This is a genomic window from Pseudomonas sp. Z3-6, from assembly GCF_051131985.1.
Lineage (GTDB): Bacteria > Pseudomonadota > Gammaproteobacteria > Pseudomonadales > Pseudomonadaceae > Aquipseudomonas > Aquipseudomonas zanjanensis.
Window position 1 is genome coordinate 5,433,625 of sequence record NZ_CP071644.1, and the last position, 23,145, is coordinate 5,456,769.

Consider the following 23,145-nt stretch of genomic DNA (forward strand, 5'->3'; position numbering starts at 1 on the left):
TGCTCGCGAAAGCGGTGGCTCAGCCAAATAAATGCAGGCATGTGCCCCGCTCTTGCTTTTGCTCTTGCTCTTGCTTTTGCTTTTGCTTTTGATCTGGACGCCCCGTTAACCACGATGGCCGAACGCAGGCATTGCGCAGTGGGCATCCCGGCATGGATGCCGGGATAGCCGCGCTGGGCCATGGATGGCCCTTCGCGGCGGCCCACGGAGCAATGCCGGAGTGAGGGCATGCCGAGCCCTAGCGAGGCACCGAGTGGTGGGGCAAGCCTTTTTTGCTTACTTTTTTTGGCGTTTGAAAAAAAGTGAGCCGCCGTAAGGGCGGAACCGCCAGTGGCCGTTACCTAAGAAACAGATATACACCCAAAACCCAAAACCCAAAAACCAGCCCCCAGCCTCAAGGACTGTAATACCCCACCGCCACCAGAAAATGCCCAACCTTCTTCAGATAAGCATGCTTGTACTCAACCTTCCCGGTCACCGGATTCTTCCAGCGATACTCATACTCCCCCACATCCTGCTTGCCGATCATGGCCAGGATCGGCTCCCCCACTGGTTTGCCATCCGGGTCCTTGACCTTGGCAAAGTCGGTGTTGATCAAACGCAGATTGGTGCCATGCCCCACATAGCGCCGGGTATCGAGGTCGACGACAAAGACATACAAATCATCCTGCAGATACCCGCCCTTTAGAGCGTTGACTGCCGTCAGCGTGGCTTTCTCGTTTTTCAGCAGGTCACTCGAGGCCTTGTCCAGCAGTGCCCGAGCCTGTTCGGCTGAAGCACGCGGCAAGTAATAACCGACAGCCAGGATTCGCTCACCAACACGCTGGAAATACACATGCTTGCGCTCGACCTTGCCGTCCGCCCAGTTCTGCCAACGGTACTCGGCTTGCTGAATGCCGCTGGCCTCGGCAGTTTTCAAGGCGTCCTTGAAGGCTTTGCGCAAATCCGGCCCCAGCACTTCGGACACGTCCCGTCCGATCAACGCCGAGGAAGGTCCGCCGCTGGCAAGCATCACACCCTGGGTATCGACCACGAACACATAACGATCCTTGTCGACAAATTCCCCTTGGCGGCTGAAGGCGGCAAAGGCTTTGTCGCCATTGTCATGGTAATAGGCCAAGGCCTTCTCCAGCAGCGCCCGGGCCGCGTGGCCATCGTCCGCAGTGGCCGCCTGGGCCATCCCCAGCATGAGCATTGCGCCCAGCCAGGCCATCCTGTGAAAAAAAACCATGGGTGCGACCCTCGTTCTTGTTGGTGTTTCAAGAGCGTAGACGGCGTGGGGAAGTAGGAGCTGACGAGTGCAACGAGGCTGCGATCTTTTCCCAGACAATTGAGTCTTGAGCGAAAGATCAAAAGATCGCAGCCTTCGGCAGCTCCTACAGGGATAGGCGCTGGCCGAACATCAGGCTTATTGAGCCCGAGCGCTGAGTTGCTGCTGCAAATGCTGGATCTGCGCTTGCAAGGTATTGATGTTACGGGTGACCTGCCCGCGGAAGGCGTCGAACTCGGCGGTGTTGCCGTTATCCTGCTGGCTCTTGAGCACGATCACGTCCTGCTCCAGGCGCTCGATGGCAGAGTTGGAGGTGGCTCTTTTCAGGGCGGTGATGTCGGCACCGATGCTCTTGAGCTGGGCATCCAGGGCACCACCCTCGCCTTGATTCTTCAAGGCGGTCACCTCAGCGGCCAGCGCCTTGACCTGGGCTTGGAGCTCCTTGTTGGAAGCTTGCAGTTGAGTGTTGGTGTTCTGCTGGTCAGAAGCCTGGGCAATGAGCTGGGCAAGTTCCTTGTCCAGGTCGGCGGACGGACCGAACGTGGCTTGTTGCTGCCGGTACTGCTCCTGCAGCTTGCCGTCGAATTGCCGGGCCTGCTCCTGCAGCTTGTTGTCCAACTGTTTGATCTGCAATTTCAAGGCTTCACTGTCACTCATGACATTGGACTGCCCGGCGACCACCTTGCCGGAGATGTCCTGCAAGCGCCCCGCCGCATCTTCACTGATCCGGGCGAAGCTTTCCTGAGTCGCCACCAACTGCTGCTCCATCAGGGAAATCTGCTGGAAGCTCCACCAGGCCAGGAAACCGAACGCACACAGCAGCGCGCCGACCAATGCCCACAGCGGCCCGGTACTGGGCCCCTTGACCTTGACCTTCGCCGCGGCAGCCGGCGCCGGGCGCGCTTGCACGTGAGGCGACTGGCGGTTGGGCAGGAAATCATCGTCATCGGGAATGTCGGCCCGCATCCGCAGGCTCGGTACATCATCGAAGTCGTCGTTGGCATCGTTACGCATGGGCATGGTTCGACCTTTGGGAAACCGGTAATGGCTTGATGCGGCGAGTATAACCCCGTCGCCCGCCGCACCGATTGACCCCGAACCGGGCACTCGGTTCATGGCGGGCCGATCAGCGGGCGTCGGTGGCCTATATGGCTCGTTCTGTTAGCTCAAATTCGGATGCCAGAAATTCATAGCCAAGGCGCTGCGACGAGTCATAGCCCGCTATGGCGAGGAGCAGCAACGCAGGATATGGATTTCTGGCGCCGAAGTTGAGCTGACAGAACGGGTCATACAGGCCACTGTTTCCACCAGGCGCAAAATTCATCGAGCGCCGTCCACAAGCTGACTTGCGGATCGTAATCGAGATAATGCTGGGCCCGGCTGATGTCCAGGGTGAAATTTTTGTTCATGACCTGCATGCCCAGGCGCGACAGCGTCGGTTCGGGGCGGCCTGGCCAGAGCTTGCAGACCCCTTCATTCAGGGCCGCGACGCTGTAAGCCAAGCCGTAGGAACGATAACGTCGGACCTGTGGGACTTCCATCTGGCGCATCACATAATTGACCACATCCCACAATGGGACCGGTGCGCCGTTGCTGATGTTGTAGGCCTTGCCCAAGGCGGAATCGCTGGCCAGCAGACTGCTGAGCAACGCTTCGTTAAGGTTCTGCACGCTGGTGAAATCCACCTTGTTCAAGCCGTTGCCGACAATGGCCAGGCGCCCCTTGCGCTGCATTTTCAACAGGCGCGGAAAAATACTCATATCACCGGCACCCGTCACGAAACGCGGGCGCAGGGCCAGCACTTCGAGGCCGAACTCCTGGGCGCCGAAGACTTTCTGCTCGGCCAGGTACTTGGTGGCGGCATAAGGATGCTTGAAGCGCTTGGGCACCTGTTCTTCGGTCAACCCGAGGTGGTCACGGCCATCAAAGTAAATGGACGGCGAGGACAGATGAACCAGGCGACGCACCTTCTGCTTGAGGCAGGCCTCGACGACATTTTCCGTGACCTGAACGTTACCCTGGTGGAAATCCTGGTAGTGGCCCCACAGCCCAACGGAACCGGCGCAATGCACCACGGCCTCGACATCCAGGCACAGGTCGCGGGCCAGCAGCGGGTCGCTCAAGTCCCCTTGGACGAATTGCGCACCGCGCCGCACCAGGTGCTCCACACTCTCGGCCCGGCGACCGGTGACCCGCACATCCAGGCCCTGCTCCAGGGCGAAACGCGCAAAGCGCCCGCCAATGAAGCCGCTCGCGCCGGTGACCAAAATCTTCATGAATGCTCCTAAAATCAGTTTCCAGCTGCAAGCGACAAGCTTCAAGCACTGCGCGCTCAACGTACTGCTTGCAGCGTGCTGCTTGCCGCTGCGATCAGTCGCTCGGTCAATAAGCCGAGCAACTGCCCACCATTGCGCCAATGATGCCAGTACAGCGGCACATCGATCGGTTTATCTGCCAACAATTCCACCAGCACGCCTCGTTCCAGCTGTTCGCGCACTTGCAGCTCCGGCACCAGCCCCCAGCCCAGTCCCGCTTCAGCGAGACGGATGAAACCTTCGGACGAGGGGCACAGATGATGCTCGAAACCGCCCTCCACGCCCACGGACGCGAGGTAGCGGTGTTGCAGGAAATCATCCGGACCAAACACCAAGGCTGGCGTACGGGCCAGTTGATCGGCTCGCACGCCGCCGGGAAAATGCCGGGCGATGAAGGCCGGGCTGGCCAACGCCCGGTAACGCATCGCCCCCAGCAATACACTGCGGGCGCCCGCCACCGGGCGTTCGCTGGCGCAGACACAGGCCGCCACTTCACCGGCGCGCATGCGCTTGAGGCCAACGGTCTGGTCCTCCACCACCAAGTCGAGCAACAGGTGTTGGTCGGCGCAGAAATCACCCACGGCAGCGGCCCACCAGGTCGCCAAACTGTCGGCGTTCAAGGCGATGCGCAGACGCTCCGGCAGGCCCTCTTCATCCAGCGCCGGCACCAGGCTTTGCAGGTCACGCTCGAGCAGCCGCACCTGTTGCACATGGTTGAGCAGCCGACGGCCGATTTCCGTCGGCACCGGCGGCGTGGCCCGCACCAGGACGGGCTGGCCGGCACGCGCCTCCAGCAACTTGATTCGTTGGGAAATAGCCGACTGCGACAAACCCAGCACCTGGGCTGCACGCTCGAAACCGGCCTGCTCGACCACGGCGGCCAGGGCAGAGAGCAATTTGTAGTCGAACATTAGTAATCCTAATGGGCAATCAGCAATATTGGTTTTTCTTATACAGCCATTCCCGGGAAAATGACCAGCAACAGCAACTGACCGGGGATAAAAAAGATGTGGCAAAGCTATGTGAACGGGCTCGTGGTGGCCCTCGGGCTGATCATGGCCATCGGCGCCCAGAATGCGTTCGTATTGGCCCAGAGCCTACGCCGCGAGCATCACTTGCCGGTAGCGGCGCTGTGCATCACCTGCGATGCCCTGTTGGTCGCCGCCGGGGTTTTCGGCCTGGCGACCTTGCTGGCCCAGAGTCCGTTGCTGCTGTCGATTGCCCGCTGGGGCGGGGCGGCGTTCCTGCTCTGGTACGCCAGCCTGGCCTTGCGCCGGGCCTGCTCGAAGCAGAGCCTGCAGCAAAGTGACAACCACGCCGTACGCTCGCTGCGGGCGGTGTTGCTCAGCGCGCTGGCGGTGACGCTGCTCAACCCCCACGTCTACCTCGACACGGTGCTGCTGATCGGTTCCCTTGGCGCCCAGCAGAGCGTTCCCGGTGCCTACGTGATAGGGGCGGCCAGTGCCTCGCTGCTATGGTTCCTCACCCTGGCCATCGGCGCGGCATGGCTGGCACCGTGGTTGGCCCGCCCAAGCACTTGGCGGATCCTGGACCTCTTGGTAGCGGTGATGATGTTTACCGTGGCGATGCAATTGATCGTCACCGGCTGATTATTCCAAACCGCTCTGGAACCTCTATTCCACACAGTTGTTGCGTGGTTATGCCGCACCCCCGGTGCTATGATCCGACTCCTGCGCCGCAAAGAGTACAAACTCCCCGGCGCTAGTCTGGCCGCCCGTGATCGGCCTTGCGCTCACCGCAACCTGACCTGATTAGGAGAATCACCATGGCTTTCGAATTGCCGCCGCTGCCCTATCCACACGATGCACTGCAGCCGCACATCTCCAAAGAGACTCTGGAATACCACCACGACAAGCACCACAACACCTATGTCGTGAACCTGAACAACCTGGTGCCTGGCACCGAGTTCGAAGGCAAGACCCTGGAAGAAATCGTCAAGACTTCCTCGGGCGGTATCTTCAACAACGCCGCTCAGGTCTGGAACCATACTTTCTACTGGAACTGCCTGGCGCCAAACGCCGGCGGTCAACCAACCGGCGCGCTGGCTGAAGCCATCAATGCAGCCTTCGGTTCGTTCGACAAGTTCAAGGAAGAGTTCAGCAAGACGTCCATCGGCACCTTCGGTTCCGGTTGGGGCTGGCTGGTGAAAAAGGCTGACGGTTCCCTGGCCCTGGCCAGCACCATCGGCGCCGGCAACCCACTGACCAACGGCGACACCCCGCTGTTGACCTGCGACGTGTGGGAACACGCCTACTACATCGACTACCGCAACGTTCGTCCGAAATACGTCGAAGCGTTCTGGAACCTGGTCAACTGGAAATTCGTCGCCGAGCAGTTCGAAGGTAAAGCCTTCACTGCGTAAGCTCGATGCCAGCCCAAAGAAACCCGGCGCCATGCCGGGTTTTTTTTGCACGGCGAAAAATGATCGCAGACGAGAGACCTCGCGTCTGGAAAGCAAGAAAAAATCCCGGTGGGCCTCAAGTTGCGGTGCCTTTCAACCGACACAATGGTCGTAGAGCAATCACTCTGGAAAAAACGTATACCGGTCAGGTTTCAAGCGAAAACCCTTGTGTTTGATTGTCCCTTTGACTGACATCACAGGATTGCCAATACTCATGGCAACTTGACGCTACCCGCACGGAACAAGGAACCACTCTTTGAAGCTGGAACTCAAGAACAGCTTGTCTGTGAAGTTGCTCCGGGTCGTGCTCCTCTCGGCATTGATAGTTGGCGTGGTCTTGAGCTGCGCCCAGATCGTGTTCGATGCCTACAAAACCAACCAGGCCGTCGCCACTGACGCCCAACGTATCCTCGACATGTTCCGCGACCCTTCGACCCAGGCCGTCTACAGCCTGGACCGGGAAATGGGCATGCAGGTGATCGAGGGCCTGTTCCAGGACGAAGCCGTACGCATGGCGTCCATCGGCCACCCCCGCGAAACCATGCTCGCCGAAAAAGCCCGGCCCTTGACGCACTCCGACAGCCGCTGGCTGACCGACCTGATCCTGGGCAAAGAGCGCACCTTCACCACGCAACTGGTGGGACGCGGGCCCTACAGCGAATATTACGGCGACCTGAGCATCACCCTCGACACCGCCACCTACGGCGAGGGCTTCATCGTCAGTTCGGTGATCATCTTTATCTCCGGGATGCTACGGGCCCTGGCCATGGGCTTGGTGCTGTACCTGGTCTATCACTGGCTGCTGACCAAGCCGTTGTCGCGGATCATCGAGCACCTGACCGAAATCAACCCCGATCGCCCCAGCGCGCACAAGATCCCGCAGTTGCGCGGCCACGAGCAAAACGAACTAGGCCTGTGGATCAACACGGCCAACCAACTGCTCGAATCCATCGAACGCAACACGCACCTGCGCCACGAAGCGGAAAACAGCCTGCTGCGCATGGCCCAGTACGACTTTCTCACCGGCCTGCCCAACCGCCAGCAACTGCAACAGCAACTGGACAAGATCCTGGTGGACGCCGGGCGCCTGCAACGTCGGGTGGCGGTGCTGTGTGTGGGGTTGGATGACTTCAAGGGCATCAACGAGCAGTTCAGCTATCAGACCGGCGACCAGTTGCTGCTGGCCCTGGCGGATCGGCTGCGGGCCCACAGCGGCCGGCTCGGCGCGCTGGCGCGTTTGGGGGGTGACCAGTTCGCCCTGGTCCAAGCCGACATCGAGCAGCCCTACGAGGCCGCCGAGCTGGCCCAGAGCATCCTCGATGACCTGGAAGCGCCGTTCGCCATCGATGATCAGCAGATCCGCCTGCGGGCCACTATCGGCATCACCCTCTTCCCCGAAGACGGTGACAGCACCGAGAAACTGTTGCAGAAAGCCGAGCAGACCATGACCCTGGCCAAGAGCCGCTCGCGCAATCGCTACCAGTTCTACATCGCCAGCGTCGACAGCGAGATGCGCCGCCGTCGCGAACTGGAGAAAGACCTGCGCGAGGCCCTTGCCCGCGAGCAGTTCAGCCTGGTGTACCAACCGCAGATCAGCTACCGCGACCTACGAATAGTCGGCACCGAAGCCTTGATTCGCTGGCACCATCCCGAGCACGGCCTGGTGCCGCCGGACTTGTTCATTCCCCTGGCCGAACAGAACGGCACCATCATCGCCATCGGCGAATGGGTGCTGGACCAGGCGTGCAGGCAATTGCGCGAATGGCACGACCAGGGTTTCCTCGACCTGCGCATGGCGGTCAACCTGTCGACGGTGCAACTGCACCACGCCGAGCTGCCGCGAGTGGTGAACAATCTCCTACAGATGTACCGGCTGCCGCCGCGCAGCCTGGAACTGGAAGTCACCGAGACCGGCCTGATGGAAGACATCACCACCGCGGCCCAGCACTTGCTGAGCCTGCGCCGCTCCGGGGCACTGATTGCCATCGATGACTTCGGCACCGGCTATTCGTCGCTGAGCTACCTCAAGAGCCTGCCGCTGGACAAGATCAAGATCGACAAGAGCTTCGTCCAGGACCTGCTCGACGACGAGGACGATGCGACCATCGTCCGGGCCATCATCCAGTTGGGCAAGAGCCTGGGAATGCAGGTCATTGCCGAGGGCGTCGAGACGGTGGAGCAGGAAGCCTACATCATCGCCGAGGGCTGCCACGAAGGTCAGGGGTACTACTACAGCAAACCGCTGCCGGCGCGGGAGTTGGGCATTTACCTGAAGCAGGCCGAGCGCAGCAAGGTTTCCATAATCTGACTCTCCCCAGCGCCAAGCCTTCGTAGGAGCTGGCGAAGCCTGCGATCGTTGGTTTGTTCGCTTGGAATTCAAGCGCCAGGGGAAAGATCGCAGCCTCGCTTCGCTCGGCAGCTCCTACAGACGCCTCCTACAGGGGGTGATTCTCATCATTAAACAAGAAATATTTACAACCATAACCCTTTACACATAATGCAAATCTTTCGCATTATGTCGCAGTTTTTGCGCACCCTCGCGCCTGTCCCATCCATCACCGAAGCAGGATGTTCGCCATGATTCGTATGCCCCTGGCTACCGCCAGTCTGCTGGCCATCGCTATTTCCCTCGCCGGTTGCGGCGAAGGCAAAGACAAGGCCGCCGCGCCGCAAGCGCCAACGCCGGCCGCCAGCACTGCGGCACCGGTCGCCCCTGCTGCCGCTGGCAAAATCGACGAAGCCGCCGGCAAGGCTGTTGTCGCGCACTACGCCGACATCGTCTACGCCGTCTACAGCGATGCCGAATCCACGGCGAAAACCCTGCAAACCGCCGTCGACGCGTTCCTGGCCAAGCCGAACGCCGAGACCCTGAAAGCCGCCAAGGCTGCCTGGGTCGCCGCACGCGTACCGTACCTGCAAAGCGAAGTGTTCCGCTTCGGCAACACCATCATTGACGACTGGGAAGGCCAATTGAACGCCTGGCCCTTGGACGAAGGCCTGATCGACTACGTCGACAAGTCCTACGAACACGCCTTGGGCAACCCGGGCGCCACCGCCAACATCATCGCCAACACCGAAGTCCAGGTTGGCGAAGACAAGGTCGACGTCAAAGACATCACCCCGGAAAAACTCGCCAGCCTGAACGAGCTGGGCGGTTCCGAGGCCAACGTCGCCACCGGCTACCACGCCATCGAATTCCTGCTGTGGGGCCAAGACCTCAACGGTACCGGTCCGGGCGCTGGCAATCGCCCAGCTTCGGATTACCTGGAAGGCGCCGGCGCCACCGGCGGCCACAACGACCGTCGTCGTGCCTACCTCAAGTCCGTGACCCAACTGCTGGTCAACGACCTGCAGGAAATGGTCGGCAACTGGAAGCCGAACGTGGCCGACAACTACCGCGCCACCCTGGAAGCCGAGCCGGCCGAAAGCGGCCTGCGCAAGATGCTGTTCGGCATGGGCAGCCTGTCCCTGGGTGAACTGGCGGGCGAGCGCATGAAGGTGTCCCTGGAAGCCAACTCGCCTGAAGACGAGCAGGATTGCTTCAGCGACAACACCCACTACTCGCACTTCTACGATGCCAAGGGTGTGCGTAACGTGTACCTGGGCGAATACACCCGCGTCGACGGCAGCAAGCTGACCGGCGCCAGCCTGTCGTCGCTGGTCGCCAAGGCCGACCCGGCCGCGGACACCGCGCTCAAGGCCGACCTGGCCGACACCGAGGCCAAGATCCAGGTCATGGTCGATCACGCCAACAAGGGTGAGCACTACGACCAACTGATCGCCGCCGGCAACACCGCTGGCAACCAGATCGTCCGCGACGCCATCGCCGCCCTGGTCAAGCAGACCGGTTCGATCGAACAGGCCGCGGGCAAACTGGGCATCAGCGACCTGAACCCGGACAGCGCTGATCACGAGTTCTGATCAACGCCGGCTGGCTGAAACGGATTAACGCAGCCAGCCAAACCACTAAACCTGTGGGAGCGGGCTTGCTCGCGATAGGGGAATGTCAGTCGACATCGATGTTGGCTGATCCACCGCTATCGCGAGCAGGCTCGCTCCCACAGTGGTTTCTGGCGTTTCGAAAATGCGAGGTCTGCCATCAGTTCCCTTGTGGGAGCAGGCTCGCTCGCGAAGACGGTGGGTCAAGCAACAACTGTCTTGACTGCGCCGACGCTTTCGCGAGCAAGCCCGCTCCCACAGTGGTTTCCGGTGTTTCGAAGATGTGCGATCAGTCATCACTTCCCTTGTGGGAGCGGGCTTGCTCGCGAAGACGGTGGGTCAATCAACAACTGTCTTGACTGCGCCGGCGTTTTCGCGAGCAAGCCCGCTCCCACAGGAATTTCGTTGTTCTTGTGGTTCATCACTGCAACCCGGCGAGCCTGGCTTCAATGAACCGCCGTTCCGGCAGTTGCTGCGTCAGTTCAAGCGCACGTCGGTAGGCGGCCCGCGCCTCCTCCACCTGCCCTAACTGCCGACAGAACTCCGCCCGTGCCGAATGGGCCAGGTGATAGTCCGTCAAATCGCCCCTGGCGAGTATTCCGTCAACCAGGCGCAGCCCTTCCTGGGGCCCGTCGCGCTTGGCCAGGGCGGCGGCTCGGTTGAGTTCGATCACCGGCGACGGCACGGCCCGCAGCAGCACATCATAGAGCCCGACGATCTGCGGCCAATCGGTCTCATCGGCCGTCGGCGCTTCGGCATGCACCGCCGCTATCGCCGCTTGCAAGCAGTACGGCCCGAACCGCCGGGTCTTCAACGCGGCTTCCACCAACGCGCAGCCCTCGGCGATCAGCTCGGCATCCCACAAGGATCGGGACTGTTCATCCAGCAGGATCAGCTCACCGGTCGACGACGTTCGCGCCGGTCGCCGGGATTCGTGCAGCAGCATCAACGCCAGCAGCCCCATGACCTCGGCCTCGGGCAGCAACTCCATCAGCAGACGCCCGAGGCGGATGGCTTCGCGCGTCAGGTCTTCGCGGGTCAGCTCGGCGCCCATCGACGCCGAGTACCCTTCGTTGAACACCAGGTAGATCACCCGCAGCACGCTGTCCAGACGCTCCGGCAGCTCCGCCCGGGACGGCACCTGGTAGGGGATCCTGGCATCGCGGATTTTCGCCTTGGCCCGCACGATGCGCTGGGCAATGGCCGCCGGGGCGGCGAGGAATGCCCGGGCGATCTGCTCGGTGGTCAGGTCGCAGACTTCCCGCAGCGTCAGGGGCACCTGGGCATCCGCCGCCAGGGCCGGGTGGCAGCAGGTAAAAATCAGCCGCAGGCGATCGTCTTCCACGTCTTCGTCACTCCACTGGCCCTGTTCCAGTTCCTCGAGTTGGGCGATCAACATTGGTTGGGACGCGGCGAAACGCGCCCGCCGGCGCAAACTGTCGATGGCCTTGAAACGCCCGGCAGACACCAGCCAGGCCCGTGGATTGTCCGGCACGCCGTCGCGCTGCCAGCGCTCGACCGCAATGAAAAAAGCCTCGTGCAAGGCCTCTTCCGCAAGGTCGAAGTCCCCCAACAGGCGAATCAGCGTCGCCAGGATCCGTCGCGAGTCTTGCCGATACACCTGCTCGACCCGCGCCTTGACCGTTTCGGCCGACATCAGTCGGGCATGCCTCGGGTAACCAGCGCTTCAAGCCGGTCCAGGCTCTCGCCCCACCCTTCATGGAAGCCCATGGCTTCGTGCGCCTGGCGATCCTCCTCGCTCCAGTGCAGCGCACGGGCGGTGTAACGGGTTTGGGATAACGCATGAGAGGCAGTTGTGAGGTTCATGAATGAAATCCTGTTTGTGCTTGTTGTTCAGGGGTTCAGTTGGCGTACCGGTCGTACTTCGACGCAGCCGACCCGGGCCGCCGGAATATTGCCGGCGACCTGGATGGCTTCGTTGAGGTCCTTGGCGTCGATCAAATAGAAGCCCGCCAGTTGCTCCTTGGTTTCGGCGAACGGGCCGTCGGTGATCGACAGCTTGCCGCCGCGCATGCGCACCGTCGTGGCGGTCTGTACCGACTCCAGGGCCTCGGCGGCCACCATGCGCCCGCTGCCCTGGATCGACTCGGCATAGGCCATGCACTCGGCGTCCTCCGGGCTGTCGGGCGAATTGTGCAGCGTGTGTTCGTTGCTATACACCAGGCATAGGTACTTCATGGAAGGCTCCGTGATCGGACTGATCAACTATGGACGGCAGAATGACCCTCGGCAAAAAAACCGACGATCAGGGTTGCAGGTCGAACAGCGCCGTCCCGGCCATCGGGTCGAACGGGGCGGACCAATGTTCATGGACGATCCGCCATTGTCCGGCAACACACTGATAGCAGGCCGTCACGCGCATCCAGCAGGCTTGCTCCTCACCCTTTTCGTTGGTGCCGCCGCAATAGGCGAGCCAGTGGGCGAAGGCGATGTTATCGGCCGGGGTAATCTTGACCTGATGAAAGTCGAACTTGTGCGGGCCGGGGCACATTTCCATGCAGGCTTGCCAATGGGCCCGGTAAGCGGCCTTGCCCTTGAACTGCAAGGCCTGGATGGCATCGAACGAGACAATGTCCTCGTCATAGAGCGCCATGACCTTTTCAACGTCCTTGGTCATCACGGCCTGGCGATAGGTGTCGATCAGGGCCTGGATCTGGGTTTCAGTGGTTTGGGTATTCATGGTGATTCTCCGCAGTTTTTTTGTTGAAGACACCCTTGGTCGTTTGGAGAAACAGCGAATCGACAATCCAACAAAAATAATCCAAAGAAAAAATTCGCTAGAATCCACGTCTCATTTAGCCGGCAAACAATGGATGTTTTTGTGACCGTTCAGCTCGTCCCCTACGAAGACCTGACCCCGCGTCAACGCGAACAGGTCACCGCCATCGAAATCCACCCCGGACAGATCAAGTTCGCCGGCGATATCCACGGCGCCCTGCATACGCTGCTGTCCAAACCCGGCCCCGGGGTCAAAGGCTTTGCGCTATTGGCGCAGGAGGTGCCGGTGGCCTTCCTGCTGCTCAAGCGCCCACCGGTACTGCCCGCCTGGGCCAACGAACACAGCGCCACCCTGCATGCCCTGCAAGTCGACCACCGGGCCCAGGGCCAAGGTTATGGCAAGGCCTGCCTGCAGGCGCTGCCCGCCGTGGCGCGCGCCGCCTGGCCGGAGATCCGCGGGCTGGAGCTCTCGGTGGACGCCGACAACGACTCGGCCATCGGCCTGTACACCCGGATGGGCTGGGTCGACAGTGGCGAAGCCTACAAGGGCCGCATCGGTTATGAGCGGCGGATGGGGTTGATGTTTTGAAGACCTTGGCCCATAGACTCAGGATGAATGGATGATGGTGACGTCGATTGAACAGTTGGAAGCCCTGTATGGCTTGCCTCACGAACGGGCAGTGCGTAAACAGATCCCGTTTTTGAACGAGGATTATCAGGCGATGGTCCGGGCCTCGCCGCTGGTGGTCATCGGTTCCGCAGGCCCCGACGGCCTCGATAGCTCGCCCCGGGGCGACGTGCCAGGTTTTGTGCAGATCCTCGACGAGCGGACCCTGGCCCTGCCGGATCGTCCCGGCAACAACCGCATCGACACGCTGCGCAACGTTTTGCACGATCCACGGGTATCGCTGCTGTTCCTCATTCCAGGCAATGGCGAGACCTTGCGGGTCAACGGCACCGCCCGGATCAGCGCCGAACCGGCACTGCTGGAACGCTTTGCGGTCAACGGCAAGCCGGCTCGCACCGTGCTGCTGGTGACGGTCGAAGCGGCGTTTTTCCATTGTGCCAAAGCCATCGTGCGTTCAGATCTGTGGAACCCGGCCCGCCATCTCGAGCGCTCAGCCCTGCCCAGCGCCGGGGCGATCCACAAGCGTTTGAATGATGGGCAGTTCGATGCCGAGACTTACGACCGTGAAGCGCCTGCGCGGGTGCAGGCCAGTTTGTACTGAAGCCGCGACGATCAGCTCGGCTTGAGCGGGATCCAGATCTCCAGGGTGCCTTGGCCGGTCCTGGGGTTGAAATCCTCGCTGTAGCGCTCGAACTCCGGCAGCTCGGCCGCTTCGTGGCCGGAATGCGGCAACCACTCATTCCAGATGTATTGGAACGTGTCCGGCAGCTGTTTCAACGGCCCCTTGTGTTCGAAGACCGCGTAATGCCCTGGCTGGATTTCGATCCAACGGTATTGCTCCGGCAGATCGTCGAGCCGACTGATCTCTACGCCGGCGATGTATTCGAACCCACCCTTCCCGTCCGGGTTGCAACACACGCCGTAGGTCACTTCATCTTTCTGCCCTGGCACTTTGCCGAGCCAGGGCAGGAACTTTTCCCAGAGCAAAGGGATGTCTTGGGCGGTGTCCTCGGTAAACCGGGCACCAAAGCCGGCGATCAGCTGAAAACGTCCCTGCTCAAAGCGTGGTTCGGTTGTGCAATCGCGTTTGTGCTTTTCCATGCGGCAACACTCCAGCAAACGTGAAGTCGGGTTTGGCAGTATAGAAGCCAAACCGTGATTGGCAGGACCGTTTCGCTTGTCAGAAGCCAGGCACAGTGCCGGTGCCGGTTTTTCCTACAAACTCGTTGTAGCCAGAAACGATCACATATACTGCGAAATAGCAGAAGATCGCGGCAGATGCCCAATAGGAATAGCGCAACAGTTTATCCCCCAACAGTTTGCCGCCCTGGGTCGCGGCCAGGCACAAGGCCGCGCACCACAGCAGCCCGGCACAGAGAAAACCGCTGAGGAACAGCGCCGAGCTGAGCAAGGTTCCGCCGCCCGAACGAGCAATCAGCGTGCCGCCCACCGCCGCGAACCAGAGGATGGCACTGGGCGATGACATGGCCAGGAAAATCCCGCGAAAAAACTCCTGGCGCGAAGAGTTGCCCTGCACCTCGCCCGCCTCGGCCAGTACGGTGCTGTGATAGATCGCCGAATGGATCATCTTCGCCGCGAAATACAGCAACAGCACAGAACCACCGAGCCACAGCACCCAGCGCACCGTTTCGTATTGCAGCAGCACGGTCATGCCGGCCAGGGCCAGGACGGCGTAGACCAGGTCGCCCACGCAAGTGCCCAGGCCCAAGGCGAAACCCTGGAAATAGCCACGCTGCATCGCCAGGGTGATCATCGCGATATTGGCCACGCCAATGTCCAGGCACAGGGAAAGGCTCAGCAGGAAGCCGCTGGAAAATTCCATCATTCATTCCATCAGGATTGGGAGAGACAGGTTAAACATGTCGCGGCGACCATCGATAGCGCCGCAGCCTGGGCGACAGTGTCGTCGAAAATAGTTCGACGCGGCTACTGGACAATCCGACATCCGCCCGATTATCTTGCGCCGCAGGCCACCGCAGTGGCCAACGTCGCTCGGACGGTTCCGGGCGCTCACGTATCTCGAGGCAACAATGGCCGAACAAGGTTCGCCGCGCCGCTTTGCGCGCATCGATCGACTCCCCCCGTACGTATTCAATATCACTGCCGAGCTGAAGATGGCTGCGCGCCGGCGCGGCGAAGACATCATCGACCTGAGCATGGGTAACCCCGACGGCGCCACGCCCCCGCACATCGTGGAGAAACTGGTCACCGTCGCCCAGCGTGAAGACACCCACGGCTACTCCACGTCCAAAGGCATCCCACGCCTGCGCCGCGCCATTTCGCGCTGGTACAAGGACCGCTATGAAGTGGACATCGACCCGGAAAGCGAAGCCATCGTCACCATCGGTTCCAAGGAAGGCCTGGCACACCTGATGCTGGCCACCCTGGACCAGGGCGACACGGTGCTGGTGCCCAACCCCAGCTATCCGATCCACATCTACGGCGCGGTGATCGCCGGCGCCCAGGTGCGTTCGGTGCCGCTGGTGCCAGGGGTGGATTTCTTCGACGAACTGGAGCGGGCCATTCGCGGCTCGATTCCCAAGCCGAAGATGATGATTCTGGGCTTCCCCTCCAACCCCACCGCCCAATGCGTGGAGCTGGACTTCTTCGAACGGGTCATCGCCCTCGCCAAGCAGTACGACGTGTTGGTGATCCACGACCTGGCCTACGCCGACATCGTCTATGACGGCTGGAAAGCCCCGTCGATCATGCAGGTGCCTGGCGCCAAAGACATCGCGGTGGAGTTCTTCACTCTGTCCAAGAGCTACAACATGGCCGGCTGGCGCATCGGTTTCATGGTCGGCAACCCGGAACTGGTCAGCGCCCTGGCGCGGATCAAGAGCTACCACGACTACGGCACCTTCACCCCGCTGCAAGTGGCCGCCATCGCCGCTCTCGAAGGCGACCAGCAATGCGTGCGCGACATCGCCGAACAGTACCGCCAACGCCGCAATGTGCTGGTCAAGGGCCTGCATGAGCTGGGCTGGATGGTGGAAAACCCCAAGGCTTCGATGTACGTCTGGGCGAAAATTCCCGATGCCTATGCGCACCTGGGCTCGCTGGAATTTGCCAAGAAGCTGTTGGCCGAAGCCAAGGTCTGCGTCTCGCCGGGGGTGGGGTTCGGGGAATATGGAGATGATCATGTGCGCTTTGCGCTGATCGAGAACCAGGACCGGATTCGCCAGGCTGTGCGGGGGATCCGTGGGATGTTTCGGGCGGATGGGCTGGTAAGCAAACCTAACGCCTGACACCAAACTAATGTGGGAGCGGGCTTGCTCGCGAAGGCGGTGTGTCAGTCATCATCTACTCGACTGAGACAACGCCTTCGCGAGCAAGCCCGCTCCCACAGTTTGTGCCGCAGCGCCTGTTAGATCACCAGCGACAACAGCAGGATAAAGATCAGCCCCACCACGGACAGGATGGTTTCCATCGCGGTCCAGGTCTTGAAGGTTTCGGCCACGGTCATGTTGAAGTACTGCTTGACCAGCCAGAAACCTGCGTCGTTCACGTGGGACAGGATCAACGAACCGGCACCGGTCGCCAGCACCAGCAGCTCACGGTTCACGCCCGGCATCATCCCCACCACCGGCACCACGATCCCGGCCCCCGTAATGGTCGCCACAGTGGCCGAACCGGTCGCAATACGAATCACCGCCGCCACCAGCCACGCCAATAGGATCGGCGAAATCTGCGCACTGACCGCCATGTGGCCGATCACATCGCCCACGCCGCTGGTCACCAGCATCTGCTTGAAGCCGCCACCGGCACCGATGATCAGGATGATCGCGGCAGTCGGGGCCAGGCTTGCGTCCAGCCATTTGAGCATCTGGCTGGAGCCGATGCCCTGCTTGTAGCCGAAGGTGTACAGCGACAGCAGCAACGCCAGCAGCAAGGCCGAGATCGGGTGGCCGATCATGTCCATCCAGACGCGGAAGAGGTTGCCGTCCGGCAGCGCTACGTCAGCAAAGGTCTTGAGCAACATCAGGAACACCGGCGACAGTACGGTGATCAGGGTGATGCTGAAGCTTGGCAGCTCGGCGGCGTTCGTCTCGCGGGCCAGTTGATCCACCAATTCCTGGTTCGGATGGCCGGGGATGTGCTTGGCAATGAACGTACCGAAGATCGGGCCGGCAATGATGGCGGTCGGCAGTGCGACGATCAGGCCATAGAGAATGGTCTTGCCGATGTCTGCGCCAAAGATGCCGATCGCCAGCAGCGGACCCGGGTGCGGTGGCACCAGGCCGTGGACCGCGGAAAGGCCGGCCAGCAACGGGATACCGATCTTGATGATCGACACGCCGGTGCGGCGCGCCACGATGAACACCAGCGGGATCAGCAACACGAAGCCGATCTCGAAGAACAGCGGGATGCCCACCAGGAACGCGGCGAACATCATCGCCCACTGCACCTTGTCCTTGCCGAAGGCACGGATCAAGGTCTGGGCAATCTGATCGGCCCCGCCCGACTCGGCCATCATCTTGCCGAGCATCGTACCCAGCGCCAGGATGATGCCGACAAAGCCGAGCACGCCACCGAAGCCGTCCTGGAACGCCTTGATGATGGTGCCGGTCGGCATGCCCGACGTCAGGCCGAGGAACGCGGCGGCGATGGTCAGTGCAATGAACGGGTGGAATTTGAACTTGGTGATGAGGACGATGAGTCCGATCACCGTGACCACTGCATCAAGCAGTAGGAACGTCTCGTGGGACATGCCGAACATGGGAGGTGTCTCCTGATTTGTTGTTGTTATTGAAGCAGTTATTTATAAGCCGTCGGGACAGCGCTATCTTTCTGACGCAAATTTTTTGAAACTCAGCCGGCAAGCTTCAAACCGTGGGCCAACCACCAGACGTAAGCCTGGCGCGCCAGTTCGTCGATGCTGTGGCTGGACGCGTCCAGAGCCAGGGTCAGGGGCTCGCCGACAGGGGATTCAAGGGTGGCAAACTGGCTGTCGATCAGAGTCGACGGCATGAAATGACCGGGACGGTGGGAAACGCGATCGGCGGCCACTTCGGGGGTCAATTCAAGGAATACGAAGCCCAGGCCGGGCAAGGCACTGCGCAGACGCTCGCGATAACTGTGCTTGAGGGCCGAGCAGGTCAGCACCGGGCGCTCGCCCGTGGCGTCGACACGGCGCAACTCATCGCACAGGCTGTCGAGCCAGCCGGCACGGTCGTCGTCGTTCAGGGGAATACCGGCGCTCATCTTCTGGATGTTGGCCGCGGGGTGGAAGGTGTCGCCTTCGATGGCGGTGGCGCCGCTCAATTGGCACAGGGCCTGGCTGACGCATGTCTTGCCGCAACCGGCAACGCCCATGATGACCAGGGCGGTGATGGGATTGTTCATGTAACACCTCAGCGCGCAGACAGCGCTACCTTTGCCAGTTATGACACCGCAGCAAAAGCAGAAGTTGCCGACGCCTTCTTGTCATTTTTGTGGTTGCAGCATGTTCGTTCACGACGCGAGCGGACGGGAGATCAGGCAACCCCCGTTCACGCATTTGCAGCGGCGTCGAGACAGCGCTACCTTAGTGCCTTGATTTTTGTTTGGCAAGCCGCCCTGATGACCGCCCCTAAAAACGATAAGAATACTCGCACCACCGGTCGCCCCACGCTCAACGAAGTCGCACGCCTGGCCGGTGTCAGCCCCATCACCGCCTCCCGTGCCCTGCGCGGCGTCAGCACCGTTGCCTCGGAACTGGTGGAAAAAGTCCGCCAGGCCGCCGTGGAGCTCAACTACGTCGTCAATCCCGCCGCCCGTGCCCTGGCTTCGGCCCAGAGTCATTCGGTGGTGGTGTTGGTGCCGTCGTTGTCCAACCTGTTGTTCATCGACACTCTGGAAGCCATCCATCGCGTCTTGCGGCCCAAGGGCTTCGAAGTGGTGATCGGTAACTACCACTACTCCCGGGACGAAGAAGAAGACCTGTTGCGCAACTACATGGCCTATCAGCCACGGGGTTTGCTGCTGACCGGTTTCGACCGCACTGAAAGCGCCCGGCGGATGATCGAGGCCAGCAACATTCCCTGCGTGTACATGATGGAACTGGACCCCGGCGCCGGGCTCAACTGCGTTGGTTTTTCCCAGCTCAAGGCGGGCGAAACGGCGGCCGGGCACTTGATTTCCAAAGGGCGCAAGCGCCTGGCCTACATCGGCGCGCAGCTGGACCAACGCACCCTGCTGCGCGGCGAAGGCTTTCGTCGCGCCCTGCAGAAGGCCGGCTTGTATGACCCGGACCTGGAACTGCTGACCCCACGCCCCTCCTCGGTGGGCCTGGGTGGCGAATTGTTCCTGCAATTGCTCGACAGCCACCCGGACGTCGATGCGATTTTCTTCGGCAACGACGACCTGGCCCACGGCGCCTTGTTCGAGGCCCTGCGCTGCGGCATCAAGATCCCCGAGCAGGTCTCGGTCCTGGGCTTCAACGACCTGCCCGCCTCGGCCCACATGGTGCCGCGCCTGAGCAGTATCAGCACCCCACGGGAAGCCATCGGCCGTCGCGCCGCCGAACAGATGCTGACGCTGATGGCCGGCAACCGCATCGCCCAACCGGTGGTGGACATGGGCTTTGAGCTCAAGGTACGCGAAAGCACCTGAGCGACCCGGCACGAGGCGGTCGATCCCTGCCGACGAACGGCAAGGATTGGCCGCCCCGCTCGCAGCACGCCCGTCTAAAAGCCCTTGGAATAAGGTTCTCGCGGCACGGCATGGGAATTGCTCCTGCCCCTCGCTCAGCCATTACCTACAAGGTGTTCATCATGTTGGTCAGTGCAAAACAGCAAGCGATGGTCTTGCCCCTCAAGCGCCCGGGCGAGGATCCCATCGCCGAAGCCGCCAGCGGCCTGCAAAGCGCCGCATTGCAGGCGTTGCGCGATAACGTCCAGGCCCAGGCCAGCCAGGGCAGTGCCCAGGTCCAGGACGCCTTCACTCGACAAGCCACGCAGCAGGTCAGCGCCGCCACCGCCATCAGCGACAAGGTGGACGAGGCATTCGCCAAGACCCGCGTGCACTTGCAGACCGTTGCTTTGTCAGCGGCCGAAGAAACCACGATGCTTGGCGGCTCCGCGACGGCAGAATTCAAGGACTACATGAGCAAGACGCCCGAAGAGCGCCTGCGCGACAGCATCCTTGAAGAGATGGGCATTACCCAGGAAGAGTTGGAGGCGATGCCGCCCGAGAAGCAGATGGCCGTCAGTCAGGAGGTTGCCCAGCGCATGCAGGACAAATCGGCGATGGCGCAAGTGGAAAAGGCCGAGGAAAGCCGCACGGGCGACAAGGCCTCGGCCACGGACATGTTTCTCGCCTCGCTTTGAGCTTCGACACATAACGAAGGGGTTGAGCTGGGGCGACCGTCCCAACTCAAACCGAGGCCAACCCGGACGATAGCGGCTCAATGACCGAACAGATTCACCTTCTTGGCCTTCTTGTCGGCACGCTTTTCATCAGCACTCTTCGCCGGTTTTTTCTTTGCCGCTTTTTTTGAATCCATGCCTTTGGCCATGATACGTACTCCACTCATACGGGATGTGCAGTCAGGTATACACCTATCGCCGCACCCGCGTTCTTTTATAATCGCCTCCCCCTTTTGCCCCACGACCCTGCCATGTCCGAAATCCATTACACGCAACTCGACGAGCCGCTGTGGCCACTGATGAACAAGTTTTACCGCGCCCACCAATCTTCGATGAAAGCGGTGCGTGACGCACAATTGTGGGTAGCAAGACGCGATGAGATCGTCGCCGCCCTGTGCCTGCGGCCCGTGTCGGGCGGGCATTGGTTGACCGGGTTGTTCGTCGACCCGACGTACCGCGTACAGGGCATTGGCGCGCGGTTGATCGCCGAGGCAGTGAAAGACGTGGATGAGCCGGTGTGGCTGTTCTGTCACCCGGACTTGCGTGGTTTTTATGAGCGACGTGGTTTCAGCTTCGATCCTGAACTGCCCTATGCCATGGCCGAGCGCCTGAGCCGGTATGCGCGCAGCAAGCCGATGATTGCGATGGGGTTAAAGCTAAATACACAGTCCTGAAGTGCAATACAGATCAATGTGGGAGCGGGCTTGCCCGCGAAGACGGCGGCACATTCAACATCAATGCAAGCTGACCTACCGCTTTCGCGAGCAAGCCCGCTCCCACAGGGTTCGGGGGCGGGTTATTAGTCGTCGGCCATGGGATCCAGGTCCGGAAACATCACCTCGGTAAAGCCGAACTTGCTGAAATCCGTAATGCGCGACGGGTACAAGCGCCCGATCAGGTGATCGCATTCATGCTGTACCACCCGCGCATGGAAGCCCGACGCGTAGCGCACGATCGGCTCGCCCTTGGGGTCGAAGCCTTCGTAGCGGATGTCCTGGTAGCGATCCACCGCACCGCGCAGGCCCGGTACCGACAGGCAACCCTCAAAACCCTCTTCCATCTGCGGGCCCAACGGAGTGATCAATGGGTTGATCAGGATCGTCTGGGGCACCGCCTCGGCGTCGGGGTAACGCTCGCTGTGTTCGAAGCCGAAGATCACCAGTTGCAAGTCGACGCCGATCTGCGGCGCCGCCAGACCGACGCCGCCGACGCTTTCCATGGTCTGGAACATGTCGTCGATCAATTGCCACAACTCAGGGCTGTCGAACAGGTCGGCGGGCACCGGGGGGGCGATGCGCAGCAGGCGTTCGTCGCCCATTTTCAGGATTTCACGGATCATGGTCGGGCTTCGTCAGGGTGGGTGTGAGGGATGGAATGGTCGCGCCCCAGGCCGGACACGTGCTGCTTTTCATGCTCGCCCGGGTTCTTTTCACCTGGATTCTTGCCCTCGGCGGACATGTGCTCGATCACCGCATTCATCTCCGCACCGAGCAACAGCACCGCCGCAGAAATATAGAAATACAGCAACAACACGATGATCGCGCCAATGCTGCCATACATGGCGTTGTAGTTGGCAAAGGTCTTGACGTAAAACGCGAAGCCCAGGGAGGCGATGATCCACACCACCACCGCCAGCACCGACCCTGGGGTGATGAAGCGAAACTCCTGCTTGACGTCGGGCATCACGTAATAGATCAGTGCCACGGCGACCATCAGCAAGAACACGATCACCGGCCAGCGCACAATCGTCCAGAGCGTGACGATGAACTCCTCCAGGCCGACCTGGGCCGCAATCCAGCCCATCACCTGCGGCCCGAGCACCATCAGCGCCGCGGCGGCCAGCAGCATGCCGGCGATGCCGACCGTGTAGAAGATCGACAGCGGAAAGCGCTTCCAGGCCGGACGGCCCTCGACCACGTCGTAGGCGGCGTTCATCGCGCTCATCATCAACCGCACGCCCGCCGAAGCGGTCCACAAGGCAATGACGATACCCACCGACAACAAGCCGCCCTTGGATTGCTGGAGCTGGTCGATCACCGGGTTGACCTGCTCCAGGGCCTGGGGCGGCAGCACCAGTTCCGATTGCAGGCGCAGCCAGGAGAAGAAGTCCGGCAGGTGCAGGAAGCCGATCAATGCGATCAGAAAGAGAATGAACGGGAACAGCGAAAACAGCATTTGGTAGGCCAAAGCCGAGGCGTAGGTCGACATCTCGTCGTCGAGAAATTCGGTCACGGTGCGCATCATCACACGATGCAAGGGTAAGCCTTTCAAGGCCGGGAACATCATGTGCGTCTCCTTTCGCCGCAAAAAGGGGTGGTCGCTTGGCGACTCAGGGGCGTTGCCACGACAAAGTAGCCTGTTTGGCGACGTTGGATCAATTTCGTCTTTTCAGGCCCGACGCTGAGTTGACCGATGATTGCCAAGCCAAGTTTCATCGTTCGTACAGGCGGGGCTTTATGTTT

General features: G+C 61.1%; 23 protein-coding genes and 1 pseudogene. 10 read left to right on the forward strand and 14 right to left on the reverse strand.

What is annotated here, in order from left to right:
- Positions 1-394: 394 nt before the first annotated feature.
- From J3P88_RS23555 to J3P88_RS23570, 4 genes are all read right to left on the reverse strand, one after another.
- A complete protein-coding gene (locus J3P88_RS23555; RefSeq protein ID WP_434571909.1) occupies positions 395-1,231 on the reverse strand; it encodes a cache domain-containing protein in 837 nt (278 codons plus the stop codon).
- A gap of 177 nt (positions 1,232-1,408) precedes the next feature.
- The gene (locus J3P88_RS23560) at positions 1,409-2,290 is read right to left on the reverse strand and encodes an ATPase (protein ID WP_186709159.1); all 882 of its coding nucleotides are present in this window, start codon (positions 2,288-2,290) and stop codon (positions 1,409-1,411) included.
- 266 nt (positions 2,291-2,556) lie between these two features.
- Entirely contained in the window at positions 2,557-3,546 is a 990-nt protein-coding gene (locus tag J3P88_RS23565) for an NAD-dependent epimerase/dehydratase family protein (protein WP_434571911.1), read from the reverse strand.
- A gap of 56 nt (positions 3,547-3,602) precedes the next feature.
- Positions 3,603-4,496, reverse strand: a complete 894-nt coding sequence (locus J3P88_RS23570) for a LysR family transcriptional regulator ArgP (protein WP_186709163.1) — start codon at positions 4,494-4,496, stop codon at positions 3,603-3,605.
- 96 nt (positions 4,497-4,592) lie between these two features.
- Here J3P88_RS23570 and J3P88_RS23575 point away from each other — a divergent pair, with 96 nt between their 5' ends.
- From J3P88_RS23575 to J3P88_RS23590, 4 genes are all read left to right on the forward strand, one after another.
- Positions 4,593-5,195, forward strand: coding sequence for a LysE/ArgO family amino acid transporter (locus J3P88_RS23575; protein ID WP_434571913.1), 603 nt, complete (start codon positions 4,593-4,595; stop codon positions 5,193-5,195).
- 176 nt (positions 5,196-5,371) lie between these two features.
- On the forward strand, positions 5,372-5,968 hold the full coding sequence (locus tag J3P88_RS23580) for a superoxide dismutase (protein WP_122566812.1): 597 nt from the start codon (positions 5,372-5,374) through the stop codon (positions 5,966-5,968).
- Between the two features lie 295 nt (positions 5,969-6,263).
- Positions 6,264-8,315 carry a putative bifunctional diguanylate cyclase/phosphodiesterase gene (locus J3P88_RS23585; protein WP_434571915.1) on the forward strand — a complete coding sequence of 684 codons (2,052 nt, stop codon included), beginning with the start codon at positions 6,264-6,266 and terminating at the stop codon, positions 8,313-8,315.
- A gap of 269 nt (positions 8,316-8,584) precedes the next feature.
- A complete protein-coding gene (locus J3P88_RS23590; RefSeq protein WP_434571917.1) occupies positions 8,585-9,928 on the forward strand; it encodes an imelysin family protein in 1,344 nt (447 codons plus the stop codon).
- Between the two features lie 439 nt (positions 9,929-10,367).
- On the opposite strand, the gene J3P88_RS23595 is transcribed toward J3P88_RS23590, so the two are convergent.
- The 4 genes and pseudogenes from J3P88_RS23595 to J3P88_RS23610 form a co-directional block, all read right to left on the reverse strand.
- The gene (locus tag J3P88_RS23595) at positions 10,368-11,603 is read right to left on the reverse strand and encodes an RNA polymerase sigma factor (protein WP_434571919.1); all 1,236 of its coding nucleotides are present in this window, start codon (positions 11,601-11,603) and stop codon (positions 10,368-10,370) included.
- A pseudogene (locus tag J3P88_RS23600) lies at positions 11,603-11,740 on the reverse strand (SRPBCC domain-containing protein); the annotation flags it as partial. The pseudogene J3P88_RS23600 and the gene J3P88_RS23595, both read right to left, overlap by 1 nt.
- Before the next feature lie 60 nt (positions 11,741-11,800).
- Positions 11,801-12,145, reverse strand: a complete 345-nt coding sequence (locus J3P88_RS23605) for a YciI family protein (RefSeq protein ID WP_186709173.1) — start codon at positions 12,143-12,145, stop codon at positions 11,801-11,803.
- A gap of 67 nt (positions 12,146-12,212) precedes the next feature.
- Complete coding sequence (locus J3P88_RS23610) at positions 12,213-12,647, reverse strand: YybH family protein (RefSeq protein WP_434571921.1); 435 nt, start codon at positions 12,645-12,647, stop codon at positions 12,213-12,215.
- Positions 12,648-12,788: 141 nt separating this feature from the next.
- Here J3P88_RS23610 and J3P88_RS23615 point away from each other — a divergent pair, with 141 nt between their 5' ends.
- Entirely contained in the window at positions 12,789-13,274 is a 486-nt protein-coding gene (locus J3P88_RS23615) for a GNAT family N-acetyltransferase (RefSeq protein ID WP_186709182.1), read from the forward strand.
- Between the two features lie 34 nt (positions 13,275-13,308).
- On the forward strand, positions 13,309-13,914 hold the full coding sequence (locus tag J3P88_RS23620) for a pyridoxamine 5'-phosphate oxidase family protein (RefSeq protein WP_434576603.1): 606 nt from the start codon (positions 13,309-13,311) through the stop codon (positions 13,912-13,914).
- Positions 13,915-13,925: 11 nt separating this feature from the next.
- On the opposite strand, the gene J3P88_RS23625 is transcribed toward J3P88_RS23620, so the two are convergent.
- Both J3P88_RS23625 and J3P88_RS23630 read right to left on the reverse strand, forming a co-directional pair.
- Entirely contained in the window at positions 13,926-14,414 is a 489-nt protein-coding gene (locus tag J3P88_RS23625) for a GyrI-like domain-containing protein (RefSeq protein ID WP_186730499.1), read from the reverse strand.
- 79 nt (positions 14,415-14,493) lie between these two features.
- Entirely contained in the window at positions 14,494-15,156 is a 663-nt protein-coding gene (locus tag J3P88_RS23630) for a LysE family translocator (RefSeq protein WP_186709184.1), read from the reverse strand.
- A 208-nt stretch (positions 15,157-15,364) separates the two neighbouring features.
- On the opposite strand from J3P88_RS23630, the gene alaC reads away from it, so the two are divergent.
- Positions 15,365-16,582: an alanine transaminase gene (gene alaC, locus J3P88_RS23635; RefSeq protein ID WP_434571924.1), complete on the forward strand. Its 1,218-nt coding sequence runs from the start codon at positions 15,365-15,367 to the stop codon at positions 16,580-16,582.
- Positions 16,583-16,701: 119 nt separating this feature from the next.
- Here the strand turns inward: alaC and J3P88_RS23640 are convergent, their stop codons facing one another.
- Both J3P88_RS23640 and J3P88_RS23645 read right to left on the reverse strand, forming a co-directional pair.
- Entirely contained in the window at positions 16,702-18,054 is a 1,353-nt protein-coding gene (locus tag J3P88_RS23640; protein ID WP_053182604.1) for a GntP family permease, read from the reverse strand.
- 92 nt (positions 18,055-18,146) lie between these two features.
- Positions 18,147-18,680 carry a gluconokinase gene (locus J3P88_RS23645; protein WP_186613539.1) on the reverse strand — a complete coding sequence of 178 codons (534 nt, stop codon included), beginning with the start codon at positions 18,678-18,680 and terminating at the stop codon, positions 18,147-18,149.
- 216 nt (positions 18,681-18,896) lie between these two features.
- On the opposite strand from J3P88_RS23645, the gene J3P88_RS23650 reads away from it, so the two are divergent.
- The 3 genes from J3P88_RS23650 (at position 18,897) to J3P88_RS23660 (ending at position 21,357) form a co-directional block, all read left to right on the forward strand.
- Positions 18,897-19,928, forward strand: a complete 1,032-nt coding sequence (locus J3P88_RS23650) for a LacI family DNA-binding transcriptional regulator (protein WP_434571926.1) — start codon at positions 18,897-18,899, stop codon at positions 19,926-19,928.
- 161 nt (positions 19,929-20,089) lie between these two features.
- Positions 20,090-20,644: a hypothetical protein gene (locus tag J3P88_RS23655; RefSeq protein WP_434571928.1), complete on the forward strand. Its 555-nt coding sequence runs from the start codon at positions 20,090-20,092 to the stop codon at positions 20,642-20,644.
- A gap of 290 nt (positions 20,645-20,934) precedes the next feature.
- The gene (locus J3P88_RS23660) at positions 20,935-21,357 is read left to right on the forward strand and encodes a GNAT family N-acetyltransferase (protein ID WP_434571930.1); all 423 of its coding nucleotides are present in this window, start codon (positions 20,935-20,937) and stop codon (positions 21,355-21,357) included.
- 125 nt (positions 21,358-21,482) lie between these two features.
- Here the strand turns inward: J3P88_RS23660 and def are convergent, their stop codons facing one another.
- Both def and J3P88_RS23670 read right to left on the reverse strand, forming a co-directional pair.
- Complete coding sequence (gene def / locus J3P88_RS23665; RefSeq protein ID WP_186709197.1) at positions 21,483-22,022, reverse strand: peptide deformylase; 540 nt, start codon at positions 22,020-22,022, stop codon at positions 21,483-21,485.
- Entirely contained in the window at positions 22,019-22,969 is a 951-nt protein-coding gene (locus tag J3P88_RS23670; RefSeq protein ID WP_053119137.1) for a YihY/virulence factor BrkB family protein, read from the reverse strand. Before J3P88_RS23670 ends, def begins: the two co-directional genes overlap by 4 nt.
- Between the last annotated feature and the right edge of the window lie 176 nt (positions 22,970-23,145).

Coding starts and splice junctions, on each gene's coding strand:
- J3P88_RS23555 (WP_434571909.1), bottom strand. CDS start 1,231: ATGGTTTTTTTTCACAGGATGGCCTGGCTGGGCGCAATGCTCATGCTG.
- J3P88_RS23560 (WP_186709159.1), bottom strand. CDS start 2,290: ATGCCCATGCGTAACGATGCCAACGACGACTTCGATGATGTACCGAGC.
- J3P88_RS23565 (WP_434571911.1), bottom strand. CDS start 3,546: ATGAAGATTTTGGTCACCGGCGCGAGCGGCTTCATTGGCGGGCGCTTT.
- J3P88_RS23570 (WP_186709163.1), bottom strand. CDS start 4,496: ATGTTCGACTACAAATTGCTCTCTGCCCTGGCCGCCGTGGTCGAGCAG.
- J3P88_RS23575 (WP_434571913.1), top strand. CDS start 4,593: ATGTGGCAAAGCTATGTGAACGGGCTCGTGGTGGCCCTCGGGCTGATC.
- J3P88_RS23580 (WP_122566812.1), top strand. CDS start 5,372: ATGGCTTTCGAATTGCCGCCGCTGCCCTATCCACACGATGCACTGCAG.
- J3P88_RS23590 (WP_434571917.1), top strand. CDS start 8,585: ATGATTCGTATGCCCCTGGCTACCGCCAGTCTGCTGGCCATCGCTATT.
- J3P88_RS23595 (WP_434571919.1), bottom strand. CDS start 11,603: ATGTCGGCCGAAACGGTCAAGGCGCGGGTCGAGCAGGTGTATCGGCAA.
- J3P88_RS23605 (WP_186709173.1), bottom strand. CDS start 12,145: ATGAAGTACCTATGCCTGGTGTATAGCAACGAACACACGCTGCACAAT.
- J3P88_RS23610 (WP_434571921.1), bottom strand. CDS start 12,647: ATGAATACCCAAACCACTGAAACCCAGATCCAGGCCCTGATCGACACC.
- J3P88_RS23620 (WP_434576603.1), top strand. CDS start 13,309: ATGGTGACGTCGATTGAACAGTTGGAAGCCCTGTATGGCTTGCCTCAC.
- J3P88_RS23625 (WP_186730499.1), bottom strand. CDS start 14,414: ATGGAAAAGCACAAACGCGATTGCACAACCGAACCACGCTTTGAGCAG.
- J3P88_RS23630 (WP_186709184.1), bottom strand. CDS start 15,156: ATGGAATTTTCCAGCGGCTTCCTGCTGAGCCTTTCCCTGTGCCTGGAC.
- alaC (WP_434571924.1), top strand. CDS start 15,365: ATGGCCGAACAAGGTTCGCCGCGCCGCTTTGCGCGCATCGATCGACTC.
- J3P88_RS23640 (WP_053182604.1), bottom strand. CDS start 18,054: ATGTTCGGCATGTCCCACGAGACGTTCCTACTGCTTGATGCAGTGGTC.
- J3P88_RS23645 (WP_186613539.1), bottom strand. CDS start 18,680: ATGAACAATCCCATCACCGCCCTGGTCATCATGGGCGTTGCCGGTTGC.
- J3P88_RS23650 (WP_434571926.1), top strand. CDS start 18,897: ATGACCGCCCCTAAAAACGATAAGAATACTCGCACCACCGGTCGCCCC.
- J3P88_RS23655 (WP_434571928.1), top strand. CDS start 20,090: ATGTTGGTCAGTGCAAAACAGCAAGCGATGGTCTTGCCCCTCAAGCGC.
- J3P88_RS23660 (WP_434571930.1), top strand. CDS start 20,935: ATGTCCGAAATCCATTACACGCAACTCGACGAGCCGCTGTGGCCACTG.
- def (WP_186709197.1), bottom strand. CDS start 22,022: ATGATCCGTGAAATCCTGAAAATGGGCGACGAACGCCTGCTGCGCATC.
- J3P88_RS23670 (WP_053119137.1), bottom strand. CDS start 22,969: ATGATGTTCCCGGCCTTGAAAGGCTTACCCTTGCATCGTGTGATGATG.